9 protein-coding genes are annotated in these 13,985 nt (G+C 58.7%); 6 read left to right on the top strand and 3 right to left on the bottom strand.

Annotated elements, in window-relative coordinates; genetic code table 11:
• The first annotated feature begins 35 nt into the window (after positions 1–35).
• The 3 genes from RBH10_RS23035 (at position 36) to RBH10_RS23025 (ending at position 4,454) form a co-directional block, all read left to right on the top strand.
• The gene (locus RBH10_RS23035; RefSeq protein WP_281038303.1) at positions 36–2,711 is read left to right on the top strand and encodes a DNA translocase FtsK; all 2,676 of its coding nucleotides are present in this window, start codon (positions 36–38) and stop codon (positions 2,709–2,711) included.
• 50 nt (positions 2,712–2,761) lie between these two features.
• Complete coding sequence (locus tag RBH10_RS23030) at positions 2,762–3,487, top strand: outer membrane lipoprotein carrier protein LolA (RefSeq protein WP_045020298.1); 726 nt, start codon at positions 2,762–2,764, stop codon at positions 3,485–3,487.
• 163 nt (positions 3,488–3,650) lie between these two features.
• A complete protein-coding gene (locus RBH10_RS23025; protein WP_281038304.1) occupies positions 3,651–4,454 on the top strand; it encodes an exodeoxyribonuclease III in 804 nt (267 codons plus the stop codon).
• Positions 4,455–4,472: 18 nt separating this feature from the next.
• Here RBH10_RS23025 and RBH10_RS23020 read toward each other — a convergent pair whose 3' ends face one another.
• Positions 4,473–4,928, bottom strand: a complete 456-nt coding sequence (locus tag RBH10_RS23020) for a cyclic nucleotide-binding domain-containing protein (protein WP_281038305.1) — start codon at positions 4,926–4,928, stop codon at positions 4,473–4,475.
• Between the two features lie 128 nt (positions 4,929–5,056).
• A complete protein-coding gene (locus RBH10_RS23015; RefSeq protein ID WP_003492637.1) occupies positions 5,057–5,740 on the bottom strand; it encodes a response regulator transcription factor in 684 nt (227 codons plus the stop codon).
• Between the two features lie 286 nt (positions 5,741–6,026).
• Between RBH10_RS23015 and RBH10_RS23010 the strand changes: the two genes are divergently transcribed.
• On the top strand, positions 6,027–6,530 hold the full coding sequence (locus RBH10_RS23010; protein WP_281038394.1) for a L,D-transpeptidase: 504 nt from the start codon (positions 6,027–6,029) through the stop codon (positions 6,528–6,530).
• A 61-nt stretch (positions 6,531–6,591) separates the two neighbouring features.
• Here the strand turns inward: RBH10_RS23010 and RBH10_RS23005 are convergent, their stop codons facing one another.
• A complete protein-coding gene (locus RBH10_RS23005) occupies positions 6,592–7,161 on the bottom strand; it encodes a CarD family transcriptional regulator (protein ID WP_003492641.1) in 570 nt (189 codons plus the stop codon).
• A gap of 542 nt (positions 7,162–7,703) precedes the next feature.
• Here RBH10_RS23005 and RBH10_RS23000 point away from each other — a divergent pair.
• A complete protein-coding gene (locus tag RBH10_RS23000) occupies positions 7,704–12,464 on the top strand; it encodes an NAD-glutamate dehydrogenase (protein ID WP_281038306.1) in 4,761 nt (1,586 codons plus the stop codon).
• Between the two features lie 110 nt (positions 12,465–12,574).
• Positions 12,575–13,951: an MFS transporter gene (locus tag RBH10_RS22995; protein WP_281038307.1), complete on the top strand. Its 1,377-nt coding sequence runs from the start codon at positions 12,575–12,577 to the stop codon at positions 13,949–13,951.
• Positions 13,952–13,985 lie beyond the last annotated feature (34 nt).

Raw genomic sequence — 13,985 nt, 5'->3', positions numbered from 1 at the left:
ACCACAGAAACTACGGGTTCAGGGACATGGGCAGAATGAATTCTCCGACATTCGACGGCCGTCACACGCGTTTCGTGCTGACGGCGTTTTTCGTGCGGCAGGTCATGGCTCTGGCCGGTTTCGCATTGCTTGCCACCATTGCGCTGGGGGTTACGGCGCTCGCCACATGGAACGTAGCGGATCCGAGCCTGTCCTACGCCACGGGCAACCAGCCCACCAATCTGCTGGGATACGGCGGCGCAATCTTCGCCGATATCGTGATGCAGTTCCTCGGGCTCTCCGCGATCATCGCGCTTTTGCCAGTTATCGCCTGGGCAATCGCCCTGATCGCCGGACGCAAGTTCAACCGGATACCCGCCCGCCTTGTCGCCTGGGTCGCCGGCGCAATCGTCTGCGCCGCCTCGCTCGGCTGTTTTCCCGCACCCGTAACATGGCCATTGCCGAACGGCATTGGTGGCGTCATCGGCGATATGATCCTGCGCTTTCCCGCCCTTTTCATCGGTGCTTACCCAACCGGCACAATTGCGACGGTGCTGGGCGCGATATTCGCTGCTCCCGCCGCCTGGATGATGCTGTTTGCCGCCGGTCTCGTGGGGCGCCCTGAAGATGACCTCGAACAGGAAGAACGTGCGCCGGTCGCCAGCAAAGCCCGTGCTGCCCGTCAGGTCGAGGAAGAAGACGATGACGACGGCGAAGGCTTCTTCGCCAATATTCTCGCCTTCGGCGCGATCGCGCACTACTGGTACATCACCCAGGCCCGCCTTCGTCGCCTGTTCGGCCTGAAGTCGAAATCCCTGCACGGCGAATTCGAACACCCTTACGACTTCAACGAATATGAATTCGGCACGCTGAACGAGCCCTCCCGCCTCAAGACGGCGATCAACCGCCTCGACCAGCGCGCGGAACCGTCCTTCGAGGAACGCGCCGCCTCTCGCCGGCAGATGTCGCCTCCCTCCATCGCACTTGACGATGACGCAGACAGGGACGACGAACAGCCTTTTGACCACGACGGACGGCGGTTGCCCAACGGCATTCTCTCGGACGACGACAGTCTGGACGAGTCCGACCCGAAGTTCGTGGCAAGACAGGCGCCGGGACGCGGGCAGCCCAGAATAACCGCCCCTTCCGCACGCCCGAAGCCGAGCGAGCGCGTAGCGCGGGAGGCACAGGCCTCCTTCATCGCCGCGGACGGTTTCCAGCTGCCCACCGTGCATCTTCTGGCGGAACCCAAGAACGTCGTTCGCGACCATACGCTGAACGAGGAAGTGCTGGAGCAGAATGCCCGTCTGCTGGAAGGGGTTCTCGAGGATTTCGGCGTCAAGGGTGAAATCATTCATGTACGTCCCGGTCCGGTTGTCACGCTCTATGAACTGGAACCGGCACCCGGCATCAAATCCTCGCGTGTCATCGGTCTTGCGGATGACATCGCCCGCTCCATGAGCGCGATTGCCGCCCGTGTCGCCGTCGTTCCCGGCCGCAACGCCATCGGCATCGAGCTTCCGAACCAGACGCGTGAAACCGTGTTCCTGCGTGAACTTGTCGGCAGTCGTGATTTTGAAAACAGCAAGGCCAAGCTCGCCATGGCGCTCGGCAAGACCATCGGCGGTGAACCTGTTATCGCCGATCTCGCCAAGATGCCGCATCTTCTCGTTGCCGGCACCACGGGTTCGGGCAAGTCCGTCGCCATCAACACGATGATCCTGTCGCTCATTTACCGCATGTCGCCGGAACAGTGCCGCCTGATCATGATCGATCCGAAAATGCTCGAACTATCGATCTATGACGGCATTCCGCATCTCCTCTCCCCCGTCGTCACCGATCCGAAAAAGGCCGTCGTGGCGCTGAAGTGGACGGTGCGCGAGATGGAGGAACGCTACAAGAAGATGTCGAAGATCGGCGTGCGCAATATCGACGGCTTCAACAGCCGCGTACAGCAGGCGATCGACAAGGGCGAAATCCTCACCCGAACGGTGCAGACCGGTTTCGACCGTCAGACAGGCGAGGCGATTTACGAGACGGAAGAATTCGACCTGAAGCCCCTGCCCTATATCGTCGTCATCATCGATGAAATGGCCGATCTGATGATGGTCGCGGGCAAGGACATAGAAGGCGCCGTGCAGCGCCTCGCGCAGATGGCGCGCGCCGCCGGCATCCATGTCATCATGGCCACCCAGCGCCCGTCCGTCGATGTCATTACCGGGACCATCAAGGCGAACTTCCCGACCCGTATCTCCTTCCAGGTAACGTCGAAGATCGACAGTCGCACCATTCTGGGCGAACAGGGCGCCGAACAGCTGCTCGGCATGGGCGACATGCTCTACATGGCCGGCGGCGGCCGCATCCAGCGCGTGCACGGTCCCTTTGTGTCCGATAACGAGGTCGAAGAGATCGTCGCCTATCTCAAGACACAAGGGTCGCCGGAATATCTGGAAGCGATCACCGAGGAAGACGACGAGGAAGGCAATGGCGGCGGCCCGGCCGGCGCAGGCACTTTCTCCGATTCCGAAGACCCTTACGATCAGGCCGTAGCGGTCGTGCTCAGGGACGGCAAGGCCTCCACCTCCTACGTCCAGCGGCGTCTCGGCATCGGCTACAACCGCGCCGCCTCGCTGATCGAGCGCATGGAGCAGGAGGGCATCATCGGTCCAGCCAATCATGCCGGAAAACGCGAAATACTCGTACCGACGGAAGCAGACATCATCGAGCGATAGGATCGGCAACCAAGCGGGGCGCAGAAGCGTTAATACACGCTTTCAACGTCATGAAGCCGCCGCCTTTTATGCGGACAATCGCTGCGATGAAGGAGAACAGAATGAACGACCTCACCACCGGCGAAACTGCCACCGCAAACGCACCGGAAAACGGCGTGACGCGCCGTGGCGTGCTGACGGCATTTTCCATGGCCGCAGCCATGGCCGGCCTGTCGCCGCTCACCGCATTTGCGCAGGCCGCCGGCAACAGCGCGACCGCGCAGAAAATCGCCAACCACTTCTCGTCGGTCAAAACCATGATGGGAGAGTTCGTCCAGTTCGGCCCGCGCGGTGAACAGACCGGCGGCAAATTTTATATCGAGCGGCCCGGCAAGCTTCGCTTCAATTACGAAGACCCCTCGCCCATGCGGGTGATCTCCGACGGTAAGAATGTCGTCATCGGCAACACGAAGCTGAAGACGTGGGATCTTTATCCGCTGTCGAAGACCCCGCTCAGCCTGCTTTTGTCCGACAAGATCGATCTGGGTAACCAGAAGGTCCGAAACGTGAAGGAAGAGTCGGACCTGACCACCATCGTGCTGGGCGACAAGAGCGTATTCGGCGATTCCACCATCACCCTGATGTTCGACCCTAAAACCTTTGATCTCAGGCAATGGACCACCACCGACGCCCAGAACAAGGACACGACCGTCATGATCTTCAACGTCCAAACGGGCGTGAACCTTGACGAACGCGTCTTCAGCATCAATTACGAGGAAGTCCGCAAACGCGGCTGAGGCTTCCTCGCCCGTGGAAACCATTTGAAAGGCGGCCTTGCGGTCGCCTTTTTTATTTTGCCGCTAAAATACATTCCCGTTTTCATCGCGATGTTATAAGCCTGCGCCCCGGAAACATGTCTCGAAACAAAGCGGTTCGGGGCGATAAAAGCGGAGCACATGCATGTCGTTTTCGATAACCACCTGGAACATCAACTCGGTCAGGCTCAGAATGCCGATCGTTGAACAGTTTCTGGTGCGTTGCAAACCCGACATTCTCTGCCTGCAGGAAACGAAATGCCCGAATGGCGAGTTTCCGATGAAGCCGCTGAAAGCGCTCGGTTACGAGCACGTCATCATCCATGGCCAGAAGGGTTATCACGGCGTAGCGATCGCCTCGAAAATTCCGCTGACTGAGGACCACCGGCAGGATTATTGCGGTATCGGCGATGCGCGGCACATCTCCGCGATTTTTCAGGTTGGATCGCGCCGCGTGCGGCTGCACAATTTTTATGTACCGGCTGGCGGCGACGAACCCGACCGGTCGATAAACCCGAAATTCGGCCACAAGCTCGATTTCATTGAAGAAATGAAAGCGCTCCGTGCCGATGGTGTGCCCGGAACCTCGTCCATTCTCGTCGGCGATCTCAACATCGCGCCGTTTGAAAATGACGTCTGGTCGCACAAGCAACTGCTGAAGATCGTCAGCCACACGCCGGTGGAAACCGACGGGATGCTGGATATCATGAAGAAGGGCAACTGGCTCGATCTGATGCGACTGAATGTGCCGGAAAGCGAGAAGATCTATACTTGGTGGAGCTACCGCGCCAAGGATTGGGAAGCAGCCGACCGCGGTCGCCGTCTCGACCATATCTGGTCGTCGCAGGACCTCGGCCCATCGCTTGAAAAAATCGACATCCTGCGCGAGGCACGTGGCTGGAACCGGCCATCGGACCACGTTCCGGTTACGGCTCATTTCAGCTTCTGAACCGCTGGTCGGTTGAAATCAGGTGAAGCGGTTCTGCAAACGGGCCGCACCCGCCGCCAGAGAGGCGATATTGTCGCGAATGCGCGCCGATACGATATCGGCGACCTCCGGAAACTCCTCCACCAGCCGGTGAAAGAGGATACGCGTTATCCGGATGACCTCGGAATCCTCCGCGGCAATGGCGGTGAATTTCCGTTCGCAGAGTGTGAAAAGTGCCAACTCAGACAGCAGCGCGCCCTTGCCGGGCGTCGCCTGCAACACCGGCTTGCCGTCCCGTCCGGCCGTGAACAGCTCGAAATGGCCTGATGTCACCGCAAAGGCGCATTCGGCCGGCGAATGTTCCCGGAACAATGTCTGACCCGCCGACACGCGGCGGCGTTCCGCGCCGAAGGCGATCAGCCGCAACTGATCGTCGCTGAAGCCCGCAAACAACGGCACTTGCCCCAGAAGCATGATGTCGTCTGTCAAGGCCATGTTGATCGTTACTCCGGAAAACCGCCTGCACCACTATAGCGGTTTTCGGATATCGGCCTTCAAAATACAAGACGTTAGAATGTTCTGCGTCCTTTCGGACGCAGAAAGGGTGCCAGAGCGGCATCCGCTCAGGGAACGATCTTGTAGCCGCCGTTCTCGGTCACCAGAATTTCGGCATTGGAGGGATCCCGCTCGATCTTCTGGCGCAGACGATAAACATGCGTTTCGAGCGTGTGCGTCGTCACCCCGGAATTGTAACCCCAGACCTCTTCCAGCAGGACGTCGCGGGTAACGACGGCGCTTCCGGCGCGGTAGAGATAACGGATGATCGCCGCTTCCTTTTCCGTCAGCCGGATTTTTTTGCCGTCTTCCGTCGTCAGCAACTTCTGGCTGGGTTTGAACTGATAGGGGCCAACGGTGAAAACCGCATCCTCGCTCTGTTCGTATTGACGCAGCTGCGCCCGGATGCGCGCCAGAAGCACGGCAAAACGGAAAGGCTTCGTCACATAGTCATTGGCGCCGGCTTCAAGCCCGAGGATCGTATCGGAATCGGTATCGTGCCCGGTCAGCATGATGATCGGCGCCTTGAAGCCGCCCTTGCGCAGCAGCTTCACGGCTTCCCGGCCATCCATATCCGGAAGGCCGACATCCATGATCAGAAGATCAACCTGAGCAGTCTTTGCGGTCTGCATCGCCTGTGCGGCGTTTGCGCCGCTCAGGAGCGAGAATTCCTCATAGGGAGATAATTGCTCGGTCAGCGTCTCCCGAAGATCGTCGTCGTCGTCCACCAAAAGGATAGTGCGAGCCGTCATTCGGATTCTCAGCCTTTCTTACTTTAGCGCATCAACCCGAAAATCGAGCTCGATTTTGGGAAAGCACGATGCGTAGTTTAAAAGAGTTAGAGCGTCCATTGCGCGTCCGAAAGGACGCCCGGCGCTCTAATTGTCAGCCAATTCAGCGGTTTGCCCATGAAAGGTCAACCCATTGCCATGATATTACGAAGTGCTATGACTTCACGTTAGATAACCTGCAAAGCAAAATCTCGTGAAAAACATGAGCAAACAGCCCGTAAAACAACATAAACGCGCATCGACGCTCATGGTTCGGCCCGCACCTTTGAAAATAAGCCGTGCCATCGTCCAACTCGGGCATCTCACCTTTCCCGCCGCGATCGGTCGCAATGGCCGCACCGTGCTGAAACGCGAGGGAGACGGAAAGTCACCCATTTCCCTCACCCGCCTGCTGCACGGATTTTATCGAGGCGACCGTAACCCCGGAATCGCCACAGCATTGCCGATGCAACGGACGCGACAATCAATGCTGTGGTGCGATGCACCCGGCGACGCCAATTACAACAGGCTGGTTACGGCACCCTTTGCGTCGAGCCATGAGGAGATGATGCGGAAGGACGGCCTGTACGACGTCTGCCTGGTGCTTGACTGGAACATTACCTCGCGCAGCCGCAACCGCGGCTCTGCAATCTTCATGCACATGATCCGTCCGGGATATGAACCGACCGCTGGCTGCGTCGCTCTCCACCCCCGCGATATGCGCCGCATCCTGCCCCATATGCGCAAGGGTACGAAAATTCGCATTCTATAAATCGGGCAACAAAAAACCCGCCATTGTTGGCGGGTTTTTTAAAAAGGAGAAAGCCGGTAAATTACGCGGCTTCTTCCTGAGAATCGTCTTCTTCGACGGCCTTGCCGCGCTTGGGACCCTTGGCAAGGTTGACTTCCACCAGGCGAACAGCCTCGGTTTCGGACATCTTGTTGACGGCGGCAATTTCGCGCGCCATGCGATCGAGAGCAGCTTCGTAAAGCTGACGCTCGGAATAGGACTGCTCCGGCTGATTTTCCGCACGGTAAAGATCGCGCACAACTTCCGCAATCGCGATAAGATCGCCGGAATTGATTTTCGCATCATATTCCTGCGCACGGCGCGACCACATGGTACGCTTCACACGCGCCTTGCCCTGCACCACTTTCAGTGCCCGCTCGACAAAATCGCCTTCGGAAAGCTTGCGCATACCGATGCTGACGGCTTTAGCGACGGGAACTTTAAGACGCATCTTGTCCTTTTCGAAATCGATGACAAAAAGCTCAAGCTTCATGCCAGCGACTTCTTGTTCCTCGATGGCAGAAATGGTACCGACACCATGAGCGGGATACACAATCGCTTCACCGGTCTTGAAACCGTGATGTGCTGGAGATTTCTTCTGCTGGGTCGTCATTCGTTCTAAAAACTCCCTGTTACATACCCGGCGACGCCGGGGTTGGGTCGGTCAGGCCCTGATGAGACGGGGGAACCGTCAGGTGACTCCGCACTGGTCCAGCCGTGCACGCAAAAACACACCTTCCCGCATTGCGGGATTCGATAACGTAAACGCTCGATATGTCACGGAAACCGCGTGCAAAAGAGGTGTTGCTTTCGTGGTGTTTTTGGGCACACAAATGCCACGCTGTGGATCAGTGTCGTTGGTGTACCACAAAAATAGGCACAAATCAATAATTTGCTTCGACCGTGGCCGCAACATCACATGGCGGTCAAAGAACCACCTATAAATGGGCTACCGAAATACTGTCAAATGCTTCGTGACAGGCCCTCATGGCATAAGAAGCAAAAAAATTTCGTTCTCCGACTGAAGAAACACGAAAGCCTCTTAAACTCTTCGTAATTACACGCCAATATCCGATTCGACTGAAAAGGCAAATTCCGTAAATTGACGGTGCTTTTTTGTATTTAAAGTGTGATTTTTGGAGGAATCCACGTCAAATGGGCTACAGAAACAATCCAAAACGCGAAAAACAGATCGAAAAAGCGCGCCAGCAGGCAATTGCCGAAAATGCGCCATTTCTTGATCCGGGTATTCTCTATGGAAGAGCAAGCGCCGACGACATAGAATATTATTCCGCCGAAATGCTGGCCGCAAGCGCGGCGCACAGTTTCGAGGCTCTTTCGCGCTGGACTGGAGATGCACCCCATATCAGCATTGCCCAGGTTGAGGGCGTTACCCCGCGGGATATTCCGGTAACGGTTCTGACGATTATCGGCCGCAATATGCCCTTCCTCTACGATTCCGTCATGGGGGAAGTCACCAACAGCTATCGCGGCCTTTATCTGGCGGTCCATCCCATTCTGGTGCCGGACGCGACCGCGCAGGCGGGTTACCGCCTTGCGGAACCCGATGACAACCCCGCCGAAAACATCAGCCTTATTCAGCTGCATATTGCACCGCTGACCCAGCAGGCCGCAGCGGCGCTGGAAGAAAGGCTGCGCTTCGTCCTGGCACAGGTCCAGTCCGCCTATAGCGACTGGCGGCCCATGCTGGCAAAACTCGACGAAGCTCTCGACGAATTGTCGAAACGCGGCTCCTCGCGGCGCAAGACCGAGCGAACGGAAGCGGTCGAGTTTCTCAACTGGCTTCGCAACGACAATTTCACCTTCCTCGGCATGCGTGACTACACCTATTCCGGAACGGGAAAGAACGCGAAGATCGAACGCGGTGACGGCGTCGGCCTCGGAAGCCTGAGCGATCCGGATGTGCGTGTGCTGCGCCTCGGCAAGGACGCCGTGACGACGACGCCTGAAATCCTCGCCTTCCTCGACGGCCCGGATTTCCTCATCGTCACCAAGGCGAATGTGAAATCCATCGTGCACCGCCGCGCCTATATGGATTACATCGGCATCAAGCGCTTCGACGAGGACGGCAATGTCATCGGCGAATTGCGCATCGTCGGCCTTTTCACCGCTACCGCCTATACGCGCTCGGTAAAGCACATACCGCTGCTGCGCGCCAAGGTCGCGGATGTGGAGCGGCATTTCGGTTTCGATCCGAACAGCCACTCCGGCCGCATCCTGCAGAACACGCTGGAAGCATACCCTCGCGACGATCTCTTCCAGATCGAGACGGATCTGCTGATCCGCTTCATCGAGCAGATCATGGAACTGAGCGACCGCCCGCGCGTGCGCGTCCTTGCACGCATCGACCGTTTCGACCGTTTCGTCTCGGCAATCATCTTCGTGCCGCGTGAAGAGTACAATTCCTATGTGCGCGAAAAGATCGGCGATTATCTGAGCAAGGTCTATGACGGGCATATTTCCGCCTATTATCCCGCCTTCCCCGAAGGCGCTGTCGCGCGCGTCCACTTCATTGTCGGCCGCACGGAAGGCAAGACACCGCGCATCGCACAGGACAAGCTCGAAGATGCCGTCAGCGATATCGCGGCGCGCTGGATAGACCACTTCATCGCGCTCTCCGAACCGGGTGCACCAGTGCTGGAGGTGGATCAGGCCTATCAGGAAGCTTTCACGCCGGAAGAAGCCATTGGCGACATGGCGGATATTCTGGCCACCGTGAAAGGCGAGCCAGTCCGCATCGAATTTTACCAGCAGGAAGGCCAGTCGGCTGAAACGCTCTCGCTGAAGATCTTCCATCGCGACGGTCATCTGCCGCTTTCGCGGCGCGTGCCGCTGCTCGAAAATCTCGGTTTCAATGTCATCAGCGAGCGCACCTTCGACATCGGTGTCATCTCCGATGGCGAAAAACGCGACATCGTGCTGCATGACATGGAACTCGCGGTCGCCAAGGGCGTGACGCTCGATCTGCCGCATTATGGGCCGAAGCTCGAAGAGGCATTTCTTGCCGCCTTCTCGGGCAAGGTCGACAACGACAATTTCAACCGGCTGATCCTCGCCTGCGGCCTTACCGTGCGTGAAGTGTCCGTCCTGCGGGCCTATGCCCGCTATCTGCGCCAGACCGGCATCGTTTATTCGCAGGAGCATATTTCCGAAACGCTCTTCAAATATCCGGCCATTTCCCGCAGCATTTTCGCTCTCTTCAAGGCCGGGTTCGATCCGTCGATCGCTGAAAAAACCCGACTGAAAAAGCTTGGCGATATTCACAAGTCGATCGAGACGGCATTGAGCGGCGTCCCCAATCTCGACGAAGACCGCACTTTGCGGCGTTACGTCAACGCAATCGACGCTACGCTTCGCACCAACTACTTTCAGAAGAATACCGACGGCACGCCGCGTGACCTCTTGGCGTTCAAGTTCGATCCAAAGCATCTGGATGGCCTGCCCGATCCGCGTCCTTTCCGCGAAATCTTCGTTTATGGAACCGAGGTCGAAGGCGTGCATCTGCGCTTCGGCAAGGTCGCGCGCGGTGGTCTGCGCTGGTCGGATCGCGGCCAGGATTACCGCACCGAAGTGCTCGGTCTCGTCAAGGCGCAGCAGGTCAAGAACGCGGTGATCGTGCCGGTTGGCGCCAAGGGTGGCTTTTTCCCGAAGAGCCTGCCCGTCGGCGGCTCCCGCGACGAAGTCTTCAACGCCGGTCGCGAGGCCTACAAAACCTATATCCGCACCCTGCTGTCCATCACCGACAACATTGTCGATGACGCCATCGTGCCGCCGGCCGATACGTTGCGGCTTGACGGCGACGACCCCTATTTCGTCGTCGCTGCCGACAAGGGAACCGCAACATTCTCCGATACGGCAAACGGCCTTGCCCACGATGCCGGCTTCTGGCTGGACGATGCCTTCGCATCGGGCGGCTCCGCCGGTTACGACCACAAGAAGATGGGCATCACCGCGCGCGGTGCATGGGAAACGGTGAAACGCCACTTCCGCGAAATGGACACCGATATCCAGACCACGCCCTTCACAGTGGCAGGTGTCGGCGACATGTCCGGTGACGTTTTCGGCAACGGTATGTTGCTGTCGGAAAAGATCAGGCTGATTGCCGCCTTCGATCACCGCGACATCTTCATCGATCCGGACCCCGATACCGACAAATCCTTCGCTGAGCGCAAACGGCTTTTCGAATTGCCACGTTCCAGCTGGCAGGATTATGACCGCTCGACCCTCTCCGGCGGCGCGATGATTATCTCGCGTTCCGAAAAATCGGTGACGCTGACGCCGGAAGCCGTGGCCGCCATCGGCCTCGACAAATCAGTCGCCACGCCCTTCGAGATCATGACCGCCATCCTGAAGGCACCCACCGATCTCCTGTGGTTCGGCGGCATCGGCACCTACATCAAGGCGGCGGTGGAAACCAACGCCGAAGTGGGTGACAGAGCCAACGACCCCATCCGCGTTAACGCCACGGAGCTGCGTGCCAAGGTCATCGGCGAAGGCGCCAATCTTGGTATCACCCAGAAGGGCCGCATCGCCTATTCGCTGGCTGGCGGGCGTTGCAATTCCGACGCCATCGACAACTCGGCCGGCGTGAATTCCTCCGACGTCGAGGTCAATATCAAGATCGCCCTCGCCTCCGCCGTTAATAGCGGTCGTCTGACGATGCCGAAACGCAACCAGCTTCTCGCCTCCATGACGCCGGAAGTGGCGCAGCTGGTGCTGCGCAACAACTACCTGCAATCGCTGGCGATCTCGCTGACGGAACGACTTGGGCTCTCGAACCGCGAAGAACTTGGCCGCCTGATGGGCGCACTGGAGGCTGCCGGACAGTTGAACCGCAAGGTCGAAACCCTGCCGGACAACGCCGAATTCAGCGAAAGATACGCCACCGGCAAGCCGCTGACCCGGCCGGAAATCGGCGTGCTTCTGTCCTATGCCAAGCTGACCCTGTTCGATGCGCTGGTGGCAAGCCCGCTGCCCGACGAACCCTATCTCCAGCATCTGCTCGTCGATTATTTCCCGGCCAAGATGCAGAAGAACTATGCGGACGATATCAAGTCGCACCGCCTGCATCGTGAAATCGTCGCGACAGCACTCGCCAATGCCGTGGTGAACCGCGGTGGCCCGGGCTTCGTGCAAAAGCTCGCGGATGCAAGCGGCCTTCTGGCGGCCGATGTCGTCAAGGCGGCGGTGATCGTCGAGGACGGTTTCGGTCTGAAACGCCTGTGGAGCGAGGTCGACGCGCTTGACGGGAAGATTTCGGGTGAAGTCCAGAACGGGCTTTATGCCACGATTACCCGTATCTTTTCCGATGCGAGCAGGCTTTACCTGCAAACCCGAAGCGCGGGCGCTGGAACGAGCGATATGGCGACCGAGATCGAGCGCTTGAAAACCGCCATCAAGACGCTGTCGCCGGCAGCGGCGAAATATCGCCGCGAGCTTGGTGCCACGGAAATCGCCGGCGTTCCCTCCGGTCTTCTGGAGGAACTGGATACGCTTTCCCTGCTGGTCTACGTGCCGGAGATCATGCGCATCGCCGAAAGTGCGGGCACCACACTTGCCCGCGCCGCCGAGAGCTACGCCACCGTATCCTCAACCTTCCGTGTCGCGCGTCTGCTGGATGCCAGCCAGCGCATCGCGCCGGCCGATCATTACGAGAGCCTCGCCCTTCTGCGCAGCCAGGATCAGATCGCCTCGTCGAGACGCCGGATCGTCATCTCCGCACTGACGGAGCATGCGAAGGAAAAGGACCCGGTTCAGGCCTGGTATGCGGCCGACCGTGTTCGCGTCAACCGCATCGTCTCCGAACTGGGTGCGCTCAGCGAAAGCGGCGACACCAACCTCGCCCGCCTCACCGTGGCGGCAGGACTGCTTGGCGATATCGTTCAGGCGCGCTGATCGACCAACTGAAAACGCCATCCGGGTTACTCGCCCGGATGGCGACAGATAGAACGCTTGCGCCGACATCCCGCATTTTATTCTCCCCCGACTTGCCGATAGGACGATGAATGACTGTCCCCTCCCCGACTGCGGAAACAGTGGTTGCCAAACGCGGCATCTGGGGCTGGATCATGTTCGACTGGGCGGCGCAGCCCTTTTTCACAGTCGTTACGACCTTCATTTTCGGGCCTTATTTCGTCGCCCGCCTCACCGATGACCCGATTTCCGCGCAGGCGACATGGAGCAATATGGCGACGGTATCGTCGATCATCATCGCCCTGTTCTCGCCCATCCTTGGCTCCATCGCCGACCAGTCCGGTGCGCGCAAACCGTGGATCGCGTTTTTTGCCGTCATCAAGATCGTCAGTCTCCTCTTCCTTTGGTTTGCGGCACCAGGCTCTCCGCTCATCCTGCCGATCGTCTGCATGATCCTCGCCTCCATCGCGGCGGAATTTTCGATCGTCTTCAACGATTCCATGATGCCGCGACTCACCAATCCGCAGAATGTCGGACGCATTTCCAATCTTGCCTGGGGGCTCGGTTATCTCGGCGGCATGGTGGTGCTGATTGCCGTCGTGGCGCTTCTGGCCGCAAACCCGCAGACCGGGCTGACCATCGCCGGCATCAAGCCGCTTTTCGGTCTCGATCCGGCAAGCGGTGAGGACGCCAGAATAACCGGCCCGATCGCCGCTGTCTGGTATCTGCTCTTCATCCTGCCGATGTTTCTTCTCACCCCGGATGCCGACAAGGGCCTGCCCTTCGGAGCAGCGATCCGCTCGGGGCTTTCCGAGCTGAAGACAACCCTGCGCGAGCTTCGAAACCGACCTGTCCTGCTGCGATTCCTGATCGCCCGTATGCTCTATCAGGACGGCGTCAACGGTGTGCTTATTCTGGGCGGAGTATTCGCCGCCGGGATGTTCGGTTGGGCAACGATGGAAATCGGCCTCTTCGGTATCCTGCTCAATGTCGTCGCCATCGCCGGTTGCTTTGCTGCCGGACGCGTCGACCAGAAACTTGGCTCGCGCGTCACCATCCTCATAAGCCTGGTTCTCTTGCTCGTGGCCACGCTTGGCATCGTCTCGACGGAAAAGGGCTCAACCCTGTTCGGCTGGATACAATTATCGACGGCAGACAATGGCGGCATCTTCGCGACTGGTGCGGAAAAGGCCTATCTGCTCTACGGCATATTGATTGGCCTGGCCTTCGGTCCCGTTCAGGCCTCGTCGCGCTCCTATCTGGCGCGCAATATTACTGTTGCCGAGGCGGGACGCTATTTCGGCATCTACGCGCTCTCGGGACGCGCCACCAGCTTCATGGCGACGCTGTCGTTTTCAATAGCAACCTATATAAGTGGCTCCGCCCATATCGGCATGGCCACCCTCATTGTGTTTCTGGGGTCGGGATTTCTGCTGTTGCTGCGCGTACCGGAACGGGCAGCAAACTGAAGAGCCGAGGAGAGCATTGAGGGGTCCCACCCGA

Source organism: Rhizobium sp. AN73, from assembly GCF_030757975.1.
Classification (GTDB): Bacteria; Pseudomonadota; Alphaproteobacteria; order Rhizobiales; family Rhizobiaceae; genus Agrobacterium; species Agrobacterium arsenijevicii.
This window is presented reverse-complemented; position numbering and strand designations above follow the sequence as displayed.

Coding starts and splice junctions, on each gene's coding strand:
- RBH10_RS22995 (WP_281038307.1), top strand. CDS start 12,575: ATGACTGTCCCCTCCCCGACTGCGGAAACAGTGGTTGCCAAACGCGGC.
- RBH10_RS23025 (WP_281038304.1), top strand. CDS start 3,651: ATGTCGTTTTCGATAACCACCTGGAACATCAACTCGGTCAGGCTCAGA.
- RBH10_RS23000 (WP_281038306.1), top strand. CDS start 7,704: ATGGGCTACAGAAACAATCCAAAACGCGAAAAACAGATCGAAAAAGCG.
- RBH10_RS23005 (WP_003492641.1), bottom strand. CDS start 7,161: ATGACGACCCAGCAGAAGAAATCTCCAGCACATCACGGTTTCAAGACC.
- RBH10_RS23020 (WP_281038305.1), bottom strand. CDS start 4,928: ATGGCCTTGACAGACGACATCATGCTTCTGGGGCAAGTGCCGTTGTTT.
- RBH10_RS23030 (WP_045020298.1), top strand. CDS start 2,762: ATGAAGCCGCCGCCTTTTATGCGGACAATCGCTGCGATGAAGGAGAAC.
- RBH10_RS23010 (WP_281038394.1), top strand. CDS start 6,027: ATGGTTCGGCCCGCACCTTTGAAAATAAGCCGTGCCATCGTCCAACTC.
- RBH10_RS23015 (WP_003492637.1), bottom strand. CDS start 5,740: ATGACGGCTCGCACTATCCTTTTGGTGGACGACGACGACGATCTTCGG.
- RBH10_RS23035 (WP_281038303.1), top strand. CDS start 36: ATGAATTCTCCGACATTCGACGGCCGTCACACGCGTTTCGTGCTGACG.